We start from the raw sequence: 17,952 nt of genomic DNA, 5'->3' as shown, positions 1-17,952 counted from the left end.
CCGGCTCGGGCCGTCGGCGGCCGCCCTACCAGGCCACCGGAAGCGAGACCGGCCCGCGCACCAGCAGCCCGGTCTTCCACGGCACCTCGTCGCTCGGCACCGCCAGGCGCAGCGACGGGAACCGTTGCAGCAGCGCGCCGATCGCGATCCGCAACTCCAGCCGCGCCAGCTGGGCGCCGAGGCAGTGGTGGGCGCCGTACCCGAAGGCCACGTGCGGGTTGTGCGCGCGGGTGAGGTCCAGTTCGTCGGCCCGTTCGAAGACCGACTCGTCGCGATTGGCCGTCGGGGTGTTGACGAACACCGCCTCCCCGGCGCGCACGGTGACCCCGCCCAGTTCGACGTCCTCCGTGGCGATCCGGGGCGACGAGCCGCCCGCGCCCAGCTGCACGAACCGCAGCAGCTCCTCCACCGCGCTGGGCAGCAGATCCGGGCGCACCTGCAGCAGCTCCCAGTACCGGCGCTCGGTCAGCAGCAGGTAGACGAAGTTCGCGATCTGGTTGGCGGTCGTCTCGTGCCCCGCGATCAGCAGCGTGATGCCGAGGTTGACCAGCTCGACCTCGCTGAGCCGGTCGTCCTCGTCGCGCGCGGCGACCAGCGCGCCGAGCAGGTCGTCCGACGGGTGCCGGCGGCGCTCGCTCACCAGCTCGGCCAGATACGCCTCGAAACCGGCGCGGCCCGCGGTGATCTGCTCGCGGGTGTAGGCGGTGGTGGACAGCATCATGTCGGAGAATTCCCGGAACCGGTGCTGGTCGCGCGGCGGCACGCCGAGCATTTCGCAGATCACGGTGACCGGCAGTGGCAGCGCGAAGTGCTGGACCAGATCGGCCGGTGCGCCCGCCCGCGCCAGCGCGGCCAGCCGCTCGTCGACGATCTCGCGCGTGCGCGGGCGCAGCTGCTCGACCCGGCGGCCGGTGAACGCCTTGGCGACCAGCTTGCGCAGCCGGCTGTGCTCCGGCGGATCCATGCTCAGCAGCGAATCGGTCCGGGCGGGGACCGGCGTGGTGCGCGGCACGTCCTCGCGGCCGGCCGCCGCGGCCCGGCTGAAGCGCCGGTCGGCGAGCACCAGCCGGACGTCGTCGTAGCGGGTGACCAGCCAGCCCTCGCCGCCGTAGGGCAACCGGACGCGCGAGACCGGTTCCTCGCGTTGGAGTTTCGTCATCAACGGGTGCATGTCGAGTCGGACGGGCTCGCCGAACGGGTATCGGCGCACCTCGGTCGTGGTCATGCGGTCTCCCTTCCCCGACGCCGGTGGCGGCGCCACCGATGTAAGCAATTGCTTACTTAATCAAGGTAAGGGACGTCACAATGCCCGTCAACGGGTCGAATCCCGTTCCGCGGGCGGGTAATTCGTATCCACTCCGGGCAGCAGGGTTTGCGCGGCGCGCAGCACATGGCGGGCCACGTCGGCGGGATCGGCGCCGGCCAGTGGTTCCCGGCGATGCACCGAGCGCATCAGCCCGATGCCCAGCAGCCACGCCAGCAGCAGGTCGGCGCGCAGCGCGCCGTCGGGCGCGTCGGTGAGTTCGGACAGCGCGCGGAGGTACTCCTCGCCGAGTTCCCGGCGAATGACCGACGCGCCTTCGTCGTGTCCGCTCGACCGCAGCGCGGCCTGCAACCAGTAGCCCTCCGCCGCCGCGTCGACGGGCACCAGCGCCCGCTCCAGCAGGCGGGCCAGCAGACTCTCGACCGGGCCGTCCGCGAGCACGCGGCGGCCGCGATCGGCGATCGCCGCCCGGAACAGTTCTTCCTTGCTGCCGAAATAGCGGAACAGCAAGGCCTGGTTCACCCCCGCGCGGGCCGCGATGTCGCGGACGGTGGCGCGCTCGTACCCGCGTTCGGCGAACAGTTCCTGGGCGGCCGTCAGGAGGGCGGCCCGGGTGGCGGCCGCGTCCCGTTTCCGGGTGCCCGGCGCGTCTTCGCTCGACATCGATCCTCCGCTCTCCCCGTGACCCGGGAGATCGCCCGGGGCCGGAACAGCAGCGTAGGGCATCGGCGAATCAGACAAAGCGGGCTCGCGACCGCGCTTGCGCGCCCGCCGGTTTCGGCAGCGGACGGCGTCTCGAATATCCGTTTGCTGTGAACTTGCCTATAACTGTGGCGGCTCACAACGCCATTTCGCCATATCGGTCGTGGCGGCGCACAACGGAATAGGAACAGTCACCACGAACACCCGCCGCGACAACGGCGGCGGGTGCGGCGGTGCCTGGCTCAGCTGCCGAACGGCAGCGTGCCCGGCGGGATCTGGTAGCCGGAGCTGCCCGCGAATACCCCACCCCAGGCGTTGAGTAGCCAATTCAGGACATTGGTGACCATGGAAACCTCCGTGGCGGCGATGCCGGCCGATTGCCGACGTCAACAATCGGTATCGAGATCGCCGGACGTGATAGTCCCGTTACAAACTACTGGTCACCGTTGTCCAGGGGCGGCGGTGCGCCCGTTCCGAGCCGGGGACACAATGTCCCGGTGGCAACGAGGATCGACGGCGCGGCGCGCACGGTGACCGCCGACGGTCCGATCGATCTGGCCGCTACCGTGGTCCCGCTGCGGCGCGGCGCCGGCGACCCCTGCCACCACGTCGGCTCGGACGGGTCGCACTGGCACGCCTCGCGGATGCCGACGGGTGTGGTGACCTACCGGCTGGCCCAGGCGGGGCCGTGCGCCGTGGCGGCGCGCGCGTGGGGTCCGGGCGCGGCCGAATTCCTCGACCGGCTGCCGCACCTGCTCTGCCTCGACGAGGACGTCACCGGCTTCGCGCCGGAGCACCCGAAGATCGCCGAGGCGCACCGCCGCTTCCCCGGGCTGCGCATGCTGCGCACGGGGCTGGTCTTCGAGGCGCTGGTGCCCGCGGTGCTCGAGCAGCGCGTGCACACGATCTCCGCGCGGGCCTCCTGGCGAAAGCTGGTGTGGCGGCACGGCGAACCCGCACCCGGCCCGACCCCGGTGCCCATGCGGGTGCCCCCGGACGCCGAGACCTGGCGCTTCCTCCCGTCGTGGACCTACCACCGCGCCAATGTCGATCCGCAGCGCGCCAAGACGATCGTGCTGGCCGCCCGGATGGCGAGCAAGCTCGAGGAGGCGGCGGCGATGGACCACGCGGCGGCGGCGCGCCGGCTGCGCGCGGTGCCGGGGATCGGTGTGTGGACCGCCGCGGAGATCGCGCAGCGCGCCTTCGGCGATCCGGACGCGCTGTCGGTCGGCGACTACCACCTGGCCGCCATCGTCGGCTGGACCCTGCTCGGACGGCCTCTCGACGACGACGCCATGGTCGAATATCTCGAACCCCTACGCCCGCACCGCTATCGGGCCGTCCGCCTGCTCGAGATCTCGGGCCAGGCCCGCAAACCCAAGTTCGGGCCCCGCACTCCCCTGGTCGACATCAGCGGGATCTGAGCGCCTAGCGCGCGGCGGCGGCGTCCCCGGCGGCGCGCGCCCGGGCGAGCGCTTCCGGCACGGGGATGCGGCCGAGGAACATCTCGCCGAACACGCTCTGAATGGCCTCGAGCGCCGCGGTGAATCCCGCCCCGCCGCCCGAGGCGATGCGCGCCCCGCGCAGCACCTCGAAGAACGGGGAGACGTCGATTCCCTTGGCGGCCCAGTATTCTCGGTAGATCCGCTGGTTCTCGACCACCGCGGAGATGGTGGCGCCGTCCCGCACCAGATAGCGGTTCCCCGCGGCGCTCCCCAGCCAGGCCAGCACTCGGCGCACGGCCTCGGGGTGCGCGCTGCCCGCGTTGCCCGCGACCCCGATCGCGTTGTTCGTACTCACCCGCCCGTGCGGCCCGGCGGGCAGCAGCGCGATCCCCCACCCGAAATTCGCCTCCCGCGCGATCTGCGCGAGATTGAAGGTCCCCGACTGGAACAGCGCCAGCTTCCCTTGCAGGAACGCGTTTTTCGCGAAGTCGCCGTCGGTCTTCGTCTCCGCGGCCGAGGGTGCGAGCCCGTCGGCGATCAGGCGCGTGAGATACCCGAACGCCTCGACGCCCGCCGGGCTGTCGAAGACGAAGCGGTCGTCGCGCTGGAACTGCCCGCCGGCCGAACCCAGGTACGGCAGCTCGACGGATTGGAAGTCCGCGGCCGCGTTGTAGGCCCACGGCGCGACGGCCGCGAGCCGGCGCAGCAGCGGCCGGAAGGTGTCGTCGCCGCCGGACCCCCAGCGCGCGTCCGCCAGTTCGGCCGGGTCCACGCGCGCCGCCGCGAGCAGGTCGCGGTTGTAGAACACCGCCGTGCCGCCGTCGACGAATTGCGGTACGGCCCAGAGCTTTCCGCCGCGGGTGTACTGAGCGACGGCCGCGGGGTCCCAGTCCCGTGCCGCCTCGGGGCCGAGCGCTTCGCCGATGTCGACCAGGCGACCAGCATCGGCGTAGTCCTCGTACAGATTCGTCCAGAACAGGTCGTCGGCGGTGCCGCCGGCCACGTCCAACCGCAGCTTCTGCTGATAGGAAGCCCACGGCACCACCGTGATCCGCACCTCGAGATCCGGGTTGGCCTGCTCGAAGGCGGCCAGCGAGTCCCGGTACGCGGGCACGAACTGCTCGTCCCACACGCGCAGCCGCAGCACCGTGCGCCCCGTGCCGTCGCCGGTGCGGCCCAGCCACAGCGCCGCCGCGACCAGCAGCACCGCGCTCAGTGCGAGGCCGAGCAGCACCCGGGTCGAGGTCTTCACTTCAGCCCCGTCCCCGTGATCGACCGCAGCACCTGCCGCTGGAACACCAGGAACAGCACCACCAGCGGCACGATGGCCAGCGTCGTCGCGGCCAGCACCAGCGTCCACTGCGCGTTGTATCGGGTGCGCAGGTCGGCCGTCGCCACGGTCAGCACCTGCCAGGTGGGCCCGCTCGCGGCGACCAGCGGCCACATGAAGTTGTTCCACTGCGTGACGATCGTGATTAGGGTGAGCGTGGCCAGAATCGGCCGGCTCATCGGCACCACGACGTGCACCAGGAGGTCGGCGGTGTGCGCGCCGTCCAGCCGCGCCGCGCCGAGCAATTCCTCCGGGATGGTGCGAAAGTACTGGCGCAGCAGGAAGATCGCGTACGGCGAGCCGAATACGAACGGCAGCACCAGCGCCCAGAACGTATTGAGCCAGCCGAGTTTCGCGAACATCAGATACAGCGGGATCAGCGTGACCACGGGCGGCACCATCATGGTGCCCAGGTAGACCCAGAACAGCGGCTCGCGACCGGGAAACTCGGTGCGCGCGAAGGCATATGCGGCCAGGATCGACGTAATCAGTTGGCCGCCGGTCACGAACACGGTCATCAGCGCGGTCACCACCACGGCCCGGCCCACCCCGCCCTGGTCGAGGACGGTGCGGAAGTTGTCCGCCGTCACGGGATCCGGTGCGGCGAGCGGCGATTCGGCGGCGAACTGGTGCGGTGTCTTCACCGCGGTCAGGGCACTGAGCACCAGTGGCGCGACGGTCAGCAGCGCGCCCGCCACCAGTACCAGATAGACCGCGCCCGTGCGGACGGCTCTCGGTACGGCGCGGACGGAAACCGTTCGCCGCCTTGTCGATTCCGTACCGAGTACCGTTCGCTCAGTACTCATACGTGGTCCTGTTCCGGAAGTACCGGTGCTGCACCAGCGTGATCACGAACATCACGGCGCAGACCACGAGCGCCATCACCGCCGCCCGCCCCGGCCGCGCCGCGTCGAAGGCCTCGGTGAACATCCGCATCGCCACCACCTCGGTGCGGTCGCCCGGGCCGCCCCGGGTGAGGGCGTACACGGTGTCGAAGGTCTGGAACGCGGTGAGCACGCCGGTGACGAGCACGAAGAACATGGTGGGCCGCAGCAGCGGCAGGATCAGCCACCGGATCCGCCGCCAGCCCGTCGCGCCGTCCAGCGCACCGGCGTCGAGCAGTTCCCGCGGTATCGCCCGGATGCCGGCGACGAAGAACAGCGCCACGTAACCGAAATTCATCCACACGCTCACCACCGCGACCGACGGCAGTGCCAGCGCGGGCTCCGCCAGCCATTCCACGCGCCGCCCGAGCACCGCGTTCAGCGCGCCGCCGGACGGCGCGAACACCCACTGCCACACCACCCCGACCGCCACCGGCGCGCACATCCACGGCAGCGCGTAGACCACCCGCAGCGCCGCGCCGCCCCGCCGCCGGGCCAGCGGGGCCGCCACCGCGAAGCCGAGCACCGTCTGCGCGGGCACCACGAGCGCGGTGAGCGCCAGCGTCACCAGCAGGGCGTGCCCGAATTCCGGATCGGTCAGCACCGACCGCCAGTTCCGCAGGCCCGCGAACTCCATGGGGCCCAGCAGGTTCCAGCTGTGCAGGCTCAGCCACGCCACCACCACGATCGGCAGGAGCAGGAAGCAGCCGACCCCCACCAGGCTCGGCAGCAGCAGCGCGTAACTCGTCACGACGCGACGAGCCGCCCGCCGGTTCACGCGACGCGACAGCACTCGACGCTCAGTCCTTGGGCCCGCCCGCGACGTAGATCACCTGACCGGAAACGAATCCCGCACCCTCGCTGACCAGGAACGAGGCGGTGTGCGCGATGTCCTCCGGCCGGCCCACCCGCTGCACCGGGATCTGCGCGGCATTGGCCTGCTGGAAGTCCTCGAACGAGACGCCGACGCGCGCCGCGGTGGCCGCGGTCATGTCCGTCACGATGAAGCCGGGCGCGATGGCGTTGGCGGTGATGCCGAACTTGCCGAGTTCGAACGCCAGCGTCTTGGTGAAACCCTGCATGCCGGCCTTGGCCGCGGCGTAGTTGGCCTGCCCGCGATTGCCCAGCGCCGAGGTGCTCGACATGTTCACGATGCGGCCCCACTTGGCGTCGACCATGTACTTCTGCACCGCCCGGGTCAGCAGGAAGGCGCCGCGCAGGTGCACGCCCAGGACCGCGTCCCAGTCGTCCACGCTCATCTTGAACAGCAGGTTGTCGCGCAGGATCCCGGCGTTGTTGACCACCACGGTCGGTGCGCCCAGCCGGTCCGCCAACTCCTCGACCGCGGCCGCCACCGCCGCCTCGTCGGAGACGTCCGCGCCGAGCGCGACCGCCCGGCCGCCGGCGTCCTCGATCGCCCGCACGGTGTCGGCGCAGTCCGCGGCGTTCAGGTCCAACACACCGACCCGCATGCCGTCCGCGGCAAGGCGTTCGGCGATCGCCGCGCCGATGCCGCGCGCGGCGCCGGAAACTACGGCCACTCGTTCGGCCATGGGCATCCTCCGTTGTCGATTCGGGCGCTACCGGATACCAGGCAGCATACGAACGACCCGATCACTCCACCCACAGCGTCCAGGTTCCCGAGCCGCGGCCCTCGCAGACCAGGGCGTGGCCGTCGGTGGTGCGGGCGCTGGTGTCGGTGCCCGGCAGGCATTTCGTGCCGCCCTCGTGCACGGCCGTCGTCACGGTGTACGGGCCCGCCCAGCGGTAGCCGCCGCCTCCGCGCAGGCACAGCAGCGTGCTCCCGTCGGATCCGGCGCCGATGAGTCCGGCCTGGGCCTGGGTGCACGTCTCGCCCTTGGCGACGGACGGCGGCGCGGCGGCCGCGGGGGTGGTCGCGACGGGTGTGGTGAGCGCGGGCGCGGTGGTGGGCGCCGCGGTGACGGTGACGACCGTGGTGGCCGCCGTGGGAGTCGGTTCGCTGCCCAGGCTCGTGCGCGGCAGCGTGACGCCGGTCAGCACCAGCGCACCGGCCAGCGCCACGACCTCGAGTATCCCGATCAGGAGCGCGAACATCGCCATCGCGCGGCCGCGCGGATGGCCGAAGGAGATGAGCCCGAACACGAGCGCCACCGGGAACAGTCCGAGCAGCGCCGCGATCAGCGCGATGATCGAATACGGATTGACGATCGGCGGGACCTCGACCCGTAATCGCCCGGTCCGGCGTCTGCTCTGGGTGTTGTCCCAGCGCTCCTCGTCCTCCGGGTCCGCGCGCCGTCGGCTCGGCGGGCTCTCCCAGTACTCGTCGTCCGGCTCGCTCACCTGGCGGCGGCGGTTGCGGGCGGCCTCCCAGCGGTCCTGTCCCGCATCGGGTTCCGCGGCGTAGCGCCCGTTGGGCGCGCCCTGCCAGGGCGCGTCGTCCGCCGGTGCGCGCCGCGGGGCCTGCTGTTCCCAGTAGTCGTCGTCGGCGGCGGGCGCGGCCATCGGTGCGCGCCGGCCGTTCGGTGCCGCATCCCAGCCCTCGTCGGGCTCGGCCACCGGCCAGCGCTCGTCGTCCGGCGCCACCGGCCGGCGCTCGGGCTCCGCGGGTAGCCTGCGGACCATAGATGTTCCTCTCACGTCACTCGTGCAGGAACCTCCGACAGCGGACCCGCCCCGATACCGAGAAGGATAGGGGTCCGCCCGCCGGCCGCAACCGCTGCAGCTCAGGCGGCTAGGAGAGCGACGCCACGCACACCACGAACTTGCGCTGGTTGTACACGAACCCGCGATCGCCGGACGAGCAGTCGTTCACGTTGGCGGTGCCCTGCTTGATCTCCACCACGCGCACCGCCTTGGGCGGCCGGGCGGCGCAGTCGATCGGCTTCGGGGTGTCGGAGGTCATGTCCATGCAGCCGCCGACCACCCAGTTGATGTCCAGGCACAGCGAACCGGCCGCGGCGGCGTCGGGAGCGGGCGCCGGTTCGCTGTAGGACCGGTCGACGTCCGTGGGGCAGCGCTTGGCGGGGTCGGCCTTGTCGACGACCTTGTAGCTGGATCCGGGAGTGCCGCAGGCGATCTTGCTGACCGCGGGCTCACCGCCGCCGAAGGCGACGCAGTCGCCGACGTTCAGCTCGATCGCGGCGGGGTCCTTGCGCGGCGCGGCGTCCTTGTTGACCACGCCGGCCGGGCTGGGGGGCGCCTCGGTCGAGGACGGCGGGGGACCGGGGAGTACCAGTCCGGGCTGTTCCGCCGAGGTGGTGGCCGGCGCGGCGCTGGTGGCCGCCTGCGTGCGTGCGGGCGCGGGCTCGTCGTCGCCCATCAGCGACAAGACGGCGGCGGCCAGACAGGCGGTCGAGAGCGCGGCCGCGATGACGAAACCCGCCAAAGTGAATCCGGCATGGATGCGTCGGCGCGACACGTGCCATCCTCCAGTGTGTCGGCTTCGAACCATCACTGGCGAGATCCGAAGTGTGAGAGTGCAAGTCGAAGACACGTAGTGCATACACCATGTCGAGCCCGGCGTCGAGTCGAAGGCGTGCAAAGGTCACAATTCGACAACGAAGCTCTGGTGCATCTCGCCAATTGCACCCTCCGGCAACCAGAGTCGGGCGCTGTATGTCTCCGACCGGGCACACCCGAAGGCTCGGTGTGATTTAAGAGTATAAAAAGGATAACAGAGGATGAAGCTCGGCAGGCTCGCCGCCACCACCCTCATGGCTGTCGTCGCCGTGGGCATCACAGCGGGAACCGTGAACGCCAACCCGTCGACCACCACGCCCTCCCGCGAACTCACGTCGTCCGGCGTGGATCAGGGCGTCGCCTATCACTCCACGCTCTCCGAGGACGAGCGCGTGCTCACCACGACCGTCGACGGCGGCCGTTTCGAAACCGTCGACAACGGCAGCAAAGTCGCGCTGCGCTCGGCAGCCGGCGACGTGATCGCCGAGGTGCCACTGACTTTCGAGGTGCGCGGCAACCGGCTGCCGGTGGCCCAGCAGATCAGCGCGGACGGCCGGACGCTGGCGCTCACGCCGGATGCCAAGGCCGCCGACATCGGTGAGTTGCAGCCCGTGGACCCGATGAGCCGTCTCGTCACCGAACTCAACAACAACGTGGTGGGCATGGTGGCCGGCGGCCTGATCGGCGGCCTGATCGGCGCCGTGCTCGGGATGTTCTTCCTGAGCTGGCTCACCGGGCCGATCGGCCTGCTCGTCGGCGCGCTGGCCGGCGGCGCCATCATGGGCGGTCAGCCGTTCGTCGACGCCCTGATGGGTGTGGTCGCCGGGTAGCCCCGCGCCGCTTTACGTTTCGTCGATCGGCTGCTCGCCGACCAGGGCGATCCGGATGCTGAGCAGGCACCCGGCGAACCACAGCAGCAGGCGGTCGTAGTTGTCGAGTCCGGCGTGCGCGGGGCGGTTTCGCACGCCGGTCCGCCGCGTGGGCGCGGCATGGCGGCCGGGTCCCGCGCGCACCACGGTCACGCGGGCCGGCTGCCGTCCGGGTGCCAGGGTGTGCCGGGCGGGGCGCGGCCGTCGCAGGGCGTGCCGGGCGGGCGTGTCGGTGCGCGCCGCGGGCAGCCGGACCACGGTGCGGCCGTGCTCGCGGCGGATCACGGGAGCGCTCGCTCGTCGAGTACGCAGCGGCCGGCTTCGACCAGTACGGTCCGCGCGCGGCGGCGCACCTTGCAGGTGTCCACGGTGCAGTCGATGTGCAATTGCATTGCGGCATGGGCCTGTTCGGCGGTGAGGATGCCCGGATCGACGCCGCAGCGCAGCAATCCGGCCACCGGCAGGTGCAGATTCGTCAGCTGCATGCCCGCACCTCCGCCGCGGCGCGCCGGTATCGGCGGCGTGGCGGTGGTGCCGGATCGTCCCAGGGCTGCTGGTGAATAGCCAGACCGACGGCTTCGAGAAGGGTCAGGCCCACCTCGTCGGCGAGACCGCCGACTGCGTCCAGCAGTGGTGGCACCACTTCGGCAACCTGCAGTGCCGCCACCGCCTGGGTGCCGGTCAGGGTGCGGCCGGGCAGATAGGACACCACCCAGCTTTCGTGGCCGACGCTGCGGGCGCGGTGGGGGGTTAGGTCGCTGGTCATCAACGACGACCCGATGACGTGTACAGCCATGACTCCTCGTTCCTGCGTGCGATTCTCGGTGCGCGTGCCGTCTCTGGCACACTTCCAGCATCCCGCAACTGGACAGTTGCCAAGCCCGATTTGGATATCCACAGAGAATTCGCGCGAATCTCCAGCAGCGAATCCACCTGGGGGAGCAAGATTCTCCATAGTGGACGAAAGGCTCCCTGCCGAGGGCTCGGCGGGTCGGGGTGGGGGCTCGTGAGCCGACCGCATCCCGACCCGTCGCAGTCGCACCGACAGGCATCCGAGAGAACGGAGTGCGCTGTGTCTGAAAGTTCTGCGAACGCGTCGTCGACCCTCCCCCGCCGCCAGCTCGGAAGATACCTGCGGGACTGGCGTTCTCGCGCCGGCCTGACCATCGCGGAGGCGGCCCGGCTGATGGAGTGGGGCGCCAGCACACTGCAGCGCTTGGAGAAGGGCCAGGCAGATCGCATCCGCACCATAGACATTCAGGAACTCTGCCGCATCTACGGCATTCCGGACGACATCGCCGACGGCCTCAAGGGCCTGGCCCAACAGGCCGCCGTCAAGAGCTGGTGGCACGCCTACGGCGACCTCATCCCCGAAAACTTCGACGTCTACGTGGGTTTGGAGGCCTCGGCCCAGCGCCTGACCTCCTACCAGTCCGAGCTGGTGCCGGGCCTGCTGCAGACCGCCGACTATGCCCGCGCGCTCAACGGGCTGGGCTATCCCGAGGACACCGACGCCGAACTGGAGCGGCGCGTCCAGCTGCGACTTCAGCGGCAGGCCTTGATAACTCGCAAGGCGCACCCCGCGACCGTGGACGTGGTGCTCGGCGAATCGGTCTTGCGTCGCATCGTCGGAAGTGCAAGGGTGATGTCGGCGCAGCTGCGGCACCTGGCCGACCTCAGCACCATGGAAAATGTCACGCTGCGCGTCCTGCCCTTCGCAGCCGGTGTCCCCCTGGGACTTTCGACCGGCCCGTTCGTGATCCTCGAATTCGGAACCGACAGCAAGGGGCAGCCGGTGGAGCCGCCCGTGGTGTACGTGGAGGGATTCACCGGGGATCTGTATCTCGAAAGACAAGGTGACGTGCGGCGATATCGGCGAGCGCACGAGGGTCTGTTGCGTTGCGCGCTGGACGTTCCCGCGAGTAGGCACCTGCTGCGGCAGGTCGCGAAGGAGTACACGGCATGAGGGGTGCGGAAAGGACGCAACATGAGCAGTGAGCTGGTCGGTGCCCGTTGGTTCAAGAGCAGCCGGAGCGGCGCCGGTAAGGAGTGCGTCGAGGTCGCCTTCCTCACCGACGGCCGCGTCGGCGTCCGGGACAGCAAGAATCCCGGCGGCCCCGCGTTGATCTTCGCTTCGGACGAGTGGGCCGGATTCGTGGACGGCCTACGCGCGGGCGGAATCGGCCGCGCCTGATCATCTCTCGGGCGGGCCGTCCCGGCGGCCCGCCCGACCGCTGTCCGGCTCGTGAATTTCGGTGCCGGGAGGTTTGCCCGCGGAGATCACGAATCGGTGGCCGTTGTGCAACGAAAGAATGTTTGCCCGCGCAATGAATGGGTATCCGACATTTTGTGGACCGTGGGCTAAGGAACATCTCTCCCCGGTACCGCAAGCCGCTTCCCGGTGATTGGGTGGAACGCCTGATCGTGGTGATGCTGTTCGTGGTATCCGCGACGGGTGTCTACATGTTGACCGGGGCCATGCTGTCGGCGTTGCTCGTCGGTTTGCTGGTCGCGGTGGTCGCCATCGGCGTGGTGACCCAGCTCTGAAGTTTCGGGGCTCGGATTTCGCGCAGCGTGAAACCGCCTCGGCCGCGGCGCTCGGGCCGGGACGAGGCGGTCGGTTACCGCGAAATGTCTAGCGGCGGAACAGTTTGTTACCCAGCCAGACGATCGGATCGTATTTCCGGTCGGCCACGCGTTCCTTCATCGGGATGAGCGCGTTGTCGGTGATCTTGATGTGTTCGGGGCACACCTCGGTGCAACATTTGGTGATATTGCAGTAACCCAGGCCGAATTCGTCCTGCGCCATATCGCGGCGGTCGGCCACGTCCAGCGGATGCATTTCCAGCTCGGCGATCCGCATCAGATAGCGGGGGCCGGCGAAGGCCTCCTTGTTGTCCTCGTGATCACGCACCACGTGACAGGTGTTCTGGCACAGGAAGCATTCGATGCACTTGCGGAACTCCTGCGAGCGCTCCACGTCCACCTGCTGCATGCGGTAGTCGCCGGGCTTGAGGTCCGCGGGCGGCGTGAACGAGGGAATCTCGCGCGCCTTCCGGTAATTCATCGACACGTCGGTCACCAGATCGCGGATCACGGGGAAGGCGCGCAGCGGCGTCACCGTGATCACCTCGTCGGGCTCGAACGTCGACATCCGCGTCATGCACAGCAGCCGCGGCCGGCCGTTGATCTCCGCCGAGCACGATCCGCACTTGCCGGCCTTGCAGTTCCAGCGCACCGCCAGGTCGGGCGCCTGGGTGGCCTGCAAGCGGTGCACGATGTCGAGCACGACCTCGCCCTCGTTTACCTCGACGGTGAAGTCCCGCAGCTCGCCACCCTCGGTGTCGCCGCGCCATACTCGGAATCGGGCGTCGTAACCCATTGCTACGCATCCCCTTTCGCGGAGGCGGCGGCCGGATGGGCGGCGAGTTCCTCCGAGGTGTAGTACTTTTCGAGCTCGCCGAGGTCGAACAGGGCGAGCAGGTCGTCGCGCATCGGCGGCTGGTCCACCGGCGTCACCGTCACCGGGGGCACGGTCCGGCCGGCCCCGTCCGGGTCGATCCGGCACACCAGCAGCCTGTGCCGCCAGGCCGGATCCATCTGCGGGTGGTCGTCGCGGGTGTGCCCGCCGCGGCTCTCGGTCCGCAGCAGCGCCGCCTGCGCGACGCACTCGCTGACCAGCAGCATGTTTCGCAGATCCAGGGCCAGGTGCCAGCCCGGGTTGAACTGCCGGTGGCCCTCCACGGTGACGCTGTCGAAGCGCTCGCGCAGTTCGCCCAGCTTCTCGATCGCCTGCCGCAGTTCGTGCTCCTTGCGGATGATGCCGACCAGGTCGTTCATCGCCTGCTGCATGTCGGTGTGCAAAGTGTAGGGGTTCTCGCCCGCCCCGCTGCTCGGCGGATCGAACGGCGCCAGTGCGGTTTTCGCGGCAGCGGCGAGGTCGTCGTCGGAGATCGCCGGGCGCTCGCCGCCGAGCTGTTCGACGTAGGTGGCGGCGCCCAGTCCGGCGCGGCGTCCGAAGACCAGCAGGTCCGACAGCGAATTGCCGCCGAGGCGGTTGGAACCGTGCATGCCGCCGGAACACTCGCCCGCCGCGAACAGGCCCGGCACGGTGGCGGCCCCGGTGTCCGGGTCGACCTCGATCCCGCCCATCACGTAGTGGCAGGTGGGCCCGACCTCCATCGGCTCCTTCGTGATGTCCACGTCGGCGAGTTCTTTGAACTGGTGGTGCATGGACGGCAGCCGCTTCATGATCTCCGCGGCGGGCAGGCGCGAGGCGATGTCGAGGTAGACGCCGCCGTGCGGAGTGCCGCGCCCGGCCTTCACCTCTTCGTTGATGGCCCGGGCCACTTCGTCACGTGGCAGGAGATCCGGGGTGCGGCGCGCGGAGTCGTTGTCACGCAACCACTGATCGGCCTCCTCCTCGGTCTCGGCGTACTGGCCCTTGAAGACCCCGGGGATGTAGTCGAACATGAAGCGCTTGCCCTCGGTGTTCTTCAGCACCCCGCCGTCGCCGCGGACGCCCTCGGTGACGAGGATGCCCTTCACGCTCGGCGGCCAGACCATGCCGGTCGGGTGGAACTGCAGGAACTCCATGTTGATCAGCGTCGCCCCGGCGCGCAGCGCGAGCGCGTGCCCGTCGCCGGTGTACTCCCAGGAGTTCGAGGTGACCTTGTAGGACTTGCCGATGCCGCCGGTGGCCAGCACCACCGCGGGGGTCTCGAACAGGACGAACCGGCCCGACTCCCGCCAGTAGCCGAACGCGCCGGAGATCCGGTCGCCCTCCTTGAGCAGGTCGGTGATGGTGCATTCGGCGAAAACCTTGATGCGCGACTCGTAGTCGCCGGTCTCCTGGAAATCCTCCTGCTGCAGCGAGACGATCTTCTGCTGCATGGTGCGGATGATCTCGAGGCCGGTGCGGTCGCCGACGTGCGCCAGCCGCGGGTAGGTGTGGCCGCCGAAGTTGCGCTGGCTGATGCGTCCGTCGGGGGTCCGATCGAACAGCGCCCCATAGGTTTCCAGCTCCCAGACCCGATCCGGAGCTTCCTGGGCGTGCAGTTCGGCCATGCGCCAGTTGTTGAGGAACTTGCCGCCCCGCATCGTGTCCTTGAAATGCGTTTGCCAGCTGTCTTTTTCGTTGGCGTTGCCCATCGAGGCCGCGCAGCCGCCCTCGGCCATCACGGTGTGCGCCTTGCCGAACAGCGATTTGCACACCACCGCCACCGACAGGCCGTGCTCGCGTGCCTCGATGACCGCGCGGAGACCGGCGCCACCGGCACCGATCACGACGACGTCGTACTTGTGCCGTTCGACTTCAGGCATGGAACCGAATACTCCTGGGAGACTGGGGAAAAAGGCTGGGTTTTCGAAGGGGCGCGCGTCAGTCGACGAAGCGCAGGTCGGCGATGGTGCCGCTGGCGACGAGCATGACGTAGAAGTCGGTGAGCACCAGCGTGCCCAGCGTCGTCCAGGCCAGCGCCATGTGCCGGGTGTTCAGCTTCGAGACCTGGGTCCAGAACCAGTACCGGACCGGATGCGCCGAGAAGTGCTTGAGCCGCCCGCCCGCGATGTGCCGGCAGGAGTGGCAGGAGAGCGTGTAGGCCCACAGCAGCACCACGTTCAGCAGCAGCACCAGGTTGCCGAGCCCGAATCCGAAGCCGCCCGACTTGCCGTGGAAGGCGACGATCGCGTCGTAGGTGTTGACCACCGAGACGATGCACGCGACATAGAAGAAGTAGCGGTGCGCGTTCTGGATGATCAGCGGAAGCCGGGTCTCCCCGGTGTATTTCGCGTGCGGCTCGGCCACCGCGCAGGCCGGCGGCGAGAACCAGACCGCCCGGTAGTAGGCCTTGCGGTAGTAGTAGCAGGTCAGGCGGAACAGCAGCAGGAACGGCAGCACCAGGAACCCGAGCGGGATCCACACCGGCAGCGCGCCCACCCAGTGCCCGAAGTGCGCCGAGCCCTCGACGCACGAGGTGCTCACGCAGGGTGAGTAGAACGGTGTCAGATAGTGGTAGTCGGCGACCCAATAGGCCGAGCGCACAAAGGCTCTCACGGTCGCGTAGACGATGAACGCGCCCAGTCCCAGCACGGTGATCAGCGGCGGGAGCCACCACCGGTCGGTGCGTAGCGTCCGTGCCGATATGGCCGCGCGAGTGGCGCTGAAGACTCCCGTGCCCGATTCGGGTGCGCGTGTCGGTGCTGCGTTCACTGCAGGATGCCTCGCTGATCTACCCCGTGGAACGTCATCGTTACCTCCGGCATCGAATGTGATGGTGAGCACCATACGGCACCCCTGCTATGACACGCGCCCGGTCCCGGCAATATCGACCCGGCTGGACAGCTATGATTTGCGCCACATTTTCTGATCATGTGGCGTGGCGGTCTCGACAGTGAACCGTAAGCAAACCTCACGAACCGCACTGGTGCGCAGCACCTTTCGGCACCTGCTCGGAATTGCGTCGTTTCACACCCGATCGGCGCTGGTCTTCGCGTCACACACCAGCAACAACGCTGTGGTGGGCTGCTCCCCCGGTGGGCCGGAGCGCGGGTGCCGGACGGTGTGGCGCCGGGGCGGTGCGGGCGGTTGCCGCCGGCCGGTCGCACCGCGCGGCAGTTAGCTGCCGGCACCGGTGCGGGAAGTGAGGAGAGTCGATGAGGAGAGCGGCGATCGTGTCGCCGGTGCGCACGCCGAGCGGTCTCGCCGGCGGCGTCTTGGCGGCGCTGCCGCCGCGGCGACTGGCCGCGGCCGCGCTCGCCGGTGCCGTCGGCCGCGCGGGATTCGACGGCGGCCGGGTCGACGAGGTGGTGCTGGCGGGCCCGCCGGGACTCGCCCGGTCGGCGGCGCTGGACGCGGGATTGCCGTCCGCCCTGGCCGGTTTCGACGTCGGGCCGGGAGCCGGGGCCGGGCTGTCGGCGCTGCTCGCGGCGGCCATGATGGTGCATTCCGAGGTCGCGTCGGTGGTGGTCGCCGGGGGTGTGCATGACGCCGCGCCGCTCGACGCCCCGGTCGATCCGGCGGAGCTGGCGCATGCCGAATGGCTGGCCCGCCGCTATCACGTGACGCGTGCCGAGTCCGACGAATACGCCTTGCTCACGCGCCGCCGCGCCGCGCGCGCCTGGCGGCAGGGCTTCTTCGACGCCGAGACGGTGCCGGTGGTGGCCGCCGCGCCGGACGAGCTGCGGCACCGAACCGAAAGCGCCGTACCGCATCTGGTGGATCGCGACGAGCAGGCGCGCGCGGACCTGTCGACCCGCGCGCTGATCAGCCTGGCTCCGTTGGAACCGGACGGGGTGCTCACCGCGGCGGCCGTGTCGTCCGCGGGTGCCGGTGCGGCTGCCTGCCTGGTGGTGGCCGAGGACCGGCTGGTCGATCTCGGGCTGGAGCCGCTCGCCTATCTGACCGACTGGGTCGCCGCGGGTGCCGACGGCAGCGCACCCGCCGCGGTTCCCGCGGTGGCGAAAGTGTTGGCGCGCAACGGTCTCGCGCTCGACGACATCGACGTCCTGGAGGTGGCCGAGCGGTCGGCGGTCGAGGTGCTGGCGCTGACTCGCCACTTCGGCCGCCACGACCTGGAGGCGGTGAACGTCAACGGCGGCGCGCTCGCCCTGGGCGACCCCGGCCCCGCCGCGGGCCCGCGCATGACCACGTCCCTTCTGCACGAACTCGCCCGCCGCGGCGGCGCCTACGCCCTGGTGGCCGCCAACCCGGCACCCGACCGCGGCACCGCGATCCTCTTCGAATCCGCCACCGCCGCCCCGACCGCCGCCACCCCCAAGGGCGCCCGCTTCCACGGCCTCCGCAGCCGCCGCTCCGGCCGCCACCGCGCCTGACCCACCGCGCTCGACTATCCGCGCCCGCCCCTTCGCACTCGAGCCACCGCGCTTGAGCCATCGCGCTCGGGCCATCGCGCTCGGGCCATCACGCCCGACCATCACGCTCGGCCCACCGTGCCTGACCACACACCCGCACGCATCAGGGCCGCGAGCCGGTGGTTACCCGGCTCGCGGCTCGGAT

The 17,952-nt window shown here is 70.1% G+C and carries 20 protein-coding genes; 6 read left to right on the top strand and 14 right to left on the bottom strand.

Annotated features, from left to right (window positions below; genetic code table 11):
• Positions 1-25: 25 nt before the first annotated feature.
• Together IU476_RS33695 and IU476_RS33690 are read right to left on the bottom strand one after the other, a co-directional pair.
• The gene (locus tag IU476_RS33695; RefSeq protein ID WP_195106378.1) at positions 26-1,225 is read right to left on the bottom strand and encodes a cytochrome P450; all 1,200 of its coding nucleotides are present in this window, start codon (positions 1,223-1,225) and stop codon (positions 26-28) included.
• Between the two features lie 87 nt (positions 1,226-1,312).
• On the bottom strand, positions 1,313-1,927 hold the full coding sequence (locus tag IU476_RS33690) for a TetR/AcrR family transcriptional regulator (RefSeq protein WP_195106377.1): 615 nt from the start codon (positions 1,925-1,927) through the stop codon (positions 1,313-1,315).
• Positions 1,928-2,463: 536 nt separating this feature from the next.
• Between IU476_RS33690 and IU476_RS33685 the strand changes: the two genes are divergently transcribed.
• Positions 2,464-3,390: a DNA-3-methyladenine glycosylase family protein gene (locus IU476_RS33685; RefSeq protein WP_195106376.1), complete on the top strand. Its 927-nt coding sequence runs from the start codon at positions 2,464-2,466 to the stop codon at positions 3,388-3,390.
• A 4-nt stretch (positions 3,391-3,394) separates the two neighbouring features.
• Here IU476_RS33685 and IU476_RS33680 read toward each other — a convergent pair whose 3' ends face one another.
• The 6 genes from IU476_RS33680 to lppU all read right to left on the bottom strand — a co-directional run bounded on the left by IU476_RS33680 (position 3,395) and on the right by lppU (position 9,025).
• Positions 3,395-4,663, bottom strand: coding sequence for an ABC transporter substrate-binding protein (locus IU476_RS33680; protein WP_195106375.1), 1,269 nt, complete (start codon positions 4,661-4,663; stop codon positions 3,395-3,397).
• Positions 4,660-5,547, bottom strand: a complete 888-nt coding sequence (locus tag IU476_RS33675) for a carbohydrate ABC transporter permease (protein WP_195106374.1) — start codon at positions 5,545-5,547, stop codon at positions 4,660-4,662. The genes IU476_RS33680 and IU476_RS33675 overlap by 4 nt, the downstream gene beginning before the upstream one ends.
• Positions 5,537-6,403 carry a carbohydrate ABC transporter permease gene (locus IU476_RS33670; RefSeq protein ID WP_195106413.1) on the bottom strand — a complete coding sequence of 289 codons (867 nt, stop codon included), beginning with the start codon at positions 6,401-6,403 and terminating at the stop codon, positions 5,537-5,539. The genes IU476_RS33675 and IU476_RS33670 overlap by 11 nt, the downstream gene beginning before the upstream one ends.
• A 22-nt stretch (positions 6,404-6,425) precedes the next feature.
• Positions 6,426-7,178, bottom strand: coding sequence for a 3-oxoacyl-ACP reductase FabG (gene fabG / locus IU476_RS33665; RefSeq protein ID WP_195106373.1), 753 nt, complete (start codon positions 7,176-7,178; stop codon positions 6,426-6,428).
• 61 nt (positions 7,179-7,239) lie between these two features.
• The gene (locus IU476_RS33660) at positions 7,240-8,229 is read right to left on the bottom strand and encodes a DUF4190 domain-containing protein (protein ID WP_195106372.1); all 990 of its coding nucleotides are present in this window, start codon (positions 8,227-8,229) and stop codon (positions 7,240-7,242) included.
• A gap of 109 nt (positions 8,230-8,338) precedes the next feature.
• On the bottom strand, positions 8,339-9,025 hold the full coding sequence (gene lppU, locus IU476_RS33655; RefSeq protein ID WP_195106371.1) for an LppU family putative lipoprotein: 687 nt from the start codon (positions 9,023-9,025) through the stop codon (positions 8,339-8,341).
• 262 nt (positions 9,026-9,287) lie between these two features.
• Here lppU and IU476_RS33650 point away from each other — a divergent pair, with 262 nt between their 5' ends.
• Positions 9,288-9,896, top strand: a complete 609-nt coding sequence (locus IU476_RS33650; RefSeq protein WP_195106370.1) for a DUF8020 domain-containing protein — start codon at positions 9,288-9,290, stop codon at positions 9,894-9,896.
• A 12-nt stretch (positions 9,897-9,908) separates the two neighbouring features.
• On the opposite strand, the gene IU476_RS33645 is transcribed toward IU476_RS33650, so the two are convergent.
• From IU476_RS33645 to IU476_RS33635, 3 genes are read right to left on the bottom strand one after another with little or no spacing between them, the layout of a single operon-like run.
• On the bottom strand, positions 9,909-10,220 hold the full coding sequence (locus tag IU476_RS33645; RefSeq protein ID WP_195106369.1) for a hypothetical protein: 312 nt from the start codon (positions 10,218-10,220) through the stop codon (positions 9,909-9,911).
• Positions 10,217-10,420, bottom strand: a complete 204-nt coding sequence (locus tag IU476_RS33640) for a hypothetical protein (RefSeq protein ID WP_195106368.1) — start codon at positions 10,418-10,420, stop codon at positions 10,217-10,219. The genes IU476_RS33645 and IU476_RS33640 overlap by 4 nt, the downstream gene beginning before the upstream one ends.
• Positions 10,411-10,731, bottom strand: a complete 321-nt coding sequence (locus IU476_RS33635; RefSeq protein ID WP_195106367.1) for a hypothetical protein — start codon at positions 10,729-10,731, stop codon at positions 10,411-10,413. The genes IU476_RS33640 and IU476_RS33635 overlap by 10 nt, the downstream gene beginning before the upstream one ends.
• Positions 10,732-11,007: 276 nt before the next feature.
• Here IU476_RS33635 and IU476_RS33630 point away from each other — a divergent pair, with 276 nt between their 5' ends.
• The 3 genes from IU476_RS33630 to IU476_RS33620 all read left to right on the top strand — a co-directional run bounded on the left by IU476_RS33630 (position 11,008) and on the right by IU476_RS33620 (position 12,482).
• Positions 11,008-11,901, top strand: coding sequence for a helix-turn-helix domain-containing protein (locus tag IU476_RS33630; RefSeq protein ID WP_195106366.1), 894 nt, complete (start codon positions 11,008-11,010; stop codon positions 11,899-11,901).
• Positions 11,902-11,922: 21 nt separating this feature from the next.
• Entirely contained in the window at positions 11,923-12,129 is a 207-nt protein-coding gene (locus IU476_RS33625) for a DUF397 domain-containing protein (RefSeq protein WP_195106365.1), read from the top strand.
• Positions 12,130-12,344: 215 nt separating this feature from the next.
• Entirely contained in the window at positions 12,345-12,482 is a 138-nt protein-coding gene (locus IU476_RS33620) for a hypothetical protein (protein WP_228824758.1), read from the top strand.
• An 88-nt stretch (positions 12,483-12,570) separates the two neighbouring features.
• On the opposite strand, the gene IU476_RS33615 is transcribed toward IU476_RS33620, so the two are convergent.
• From IU476_RS33615 to sdhC, 3 genes are read right to left on the bottom strand one after another with little or no spacing between them, the layout of a single operon-like run.
• Positions 12,571-13,317, bottom strand: a complete 747-nt coding sequence (locus IU476_RS33615) for a succinate dehydrogenase/fumarate reductase iron-sulfur subunit (protein WP_195106363.1) — start codon at positions 13,315-13,317, stop codon at positions 12,571-12,573.
• 2 nt (positions 13,318-13,319) lie between these two features.
• Positions 13,320-15,257 (bottom strand): fumarate reductase/succinate dehydrogenase flavoprotein subunit, encoded by a 1,938-nt coding sequence (locus IU476_RS33610; RefSeq protein WP_195106362.1) that lies wholly within the window; start codon positions 15,255-15,257, stop codon positions 13,320-13,322.
• 58 nt (positions 15,258-15,315) lie between these two features.
• Positions 15,316-16,146 carry a succinate dehydrogenase subunit SdhC gene (gene sdhC, locus IU476_RS33605; protein ID WP_195106361.1) on the bottom strand — a complete coding sequence of 277 codons (831 nt, stop codon included), beginning with the start codon at positions 16,144-16,146 and terminating at the stop codon, positions 15,316-15,318.
• Between the two features lie 443 nt (positions 16,147-16,589).
• Between sdhC and IU476_RS33600 the strand changes: the two genes are divergently transcribed.
• The gene (locus IU476_RS33600) at positions 16,590-17,768 is read left to right on the top strand and encodes a thiolase family protein (protein ID WP_195106360.1); all 1,179 of its coding nucleotides are present in this window, start codon (positions 16,590-16,592) and stop codon (positions 17,766-17,768) included.
• The last annotated feature ends 184 nt before the right edge of the window (positions 17,769-17,952 follow it).

It is taken from the genome of Nocardia blacklockiae (assembly GCF_015477355.1).
In the GTDB taxonomy this organism is placed as follows: Bacteria; Actinomycetota; Actinomycetes; order Mycobacteriales; family Mycobacteriaceae; genus Nocardia; species Nocardia blacklockiae.
The sequence above is the reverse complement of the archived record's forward strand: the minus strand, read 5'-3'. Positions and strand labels throughout refer to the sequence as shown.

Excerpts from the sequence above, each read along its gene's own strand:
- IU476_RS33600 (WP_195106360.1), top strand. The coding sequence starts at position 16,590 with ATGAGGAGAGCGGCGATCGTGTCGCCGGTGCGCACGCCGAGCGGTCTC.
- IU476_RS33650 (WP_195106370.1), top strand. The coding sequence starts at position 9,288 with ATGAAGCTCGGCAGGCTCGCCGCCACCACCCTCATGGCTGTCGTCGCC.
- IU476_RS33615 (WP_195106363.1), bottom strand. The coding sequence starts at position 13,317 with ATGGGTTACGACGCCCGATTCCGAGTATGGCGCGGCGACACCGAGGGT.
- IU476_RS33635 (WP_195106367.1), bottom strand. The coding sequence starts at position 10,731 with ATGGCTGTACACGTCATCGGGTCGTCGTTGATGACCAGCGACCTAACC.
- IU476_RS33660 (WP_195106372.1), bottom strand. The coding sequence starts at position 8,229 with ATGGTCCGCAGGCTACCCGCGGAGCCCGAGCGCCGGCCGGTGGCGCCG.
- fabG (WP_195106373.1), bottom strand. The coding sequence starts at position 7,178 with ATGGCCGAACGAGTGGCCGTAGTTTCCGGCGCCGCGCGCGGCATCGGC.
- IU476_RS33690 (WP_195106377.1), bottom strand. The coding sequence starts at position 1,927 with ATGTCGAGCGAAGACGCGCCGGGCACCCGGAAACGGGACGCGGCCGCC.
- IU476_RS33675 (WP_195106374.1), bottom strand. The coding sequence starts at position 5,547 with ATGAGTACTGAGCGAACGGTACTCGGTACGGAATCGACAAGGCGGCGA.
- IU476_RS33640 (WP_195106368.1), bottom strand. The coding sequence starts at position 10,420 with ATGCAGCTGACGAATCTGCACCTGCCGGTGGCCGGATTGCTGCGCTGC.
- IU476_RS33610 (WP_195106362.1), bottom strand. The coding sequence starts at position 15,257 with ATGCCTGAAGTCGAACGGCACAAGTACGACGTCGTCGTGATCGGTGCC.
- IU476_RS33695 (WP_195106378.1), bottom strand. The coding sequence starts at position 1,225 with ATGACCACGACCGAGGTGCGCCGATACCCGTTCGGCGAGCCCGTCCGA.
- IU476_RS33625 (WP_195106365.1), top strand. The coding sequence starts at position 11,923 with ATGAGCAGTGAGCTGGTCGGTGCCCGTTGGTTCAAGAGCAGCCGGAGC.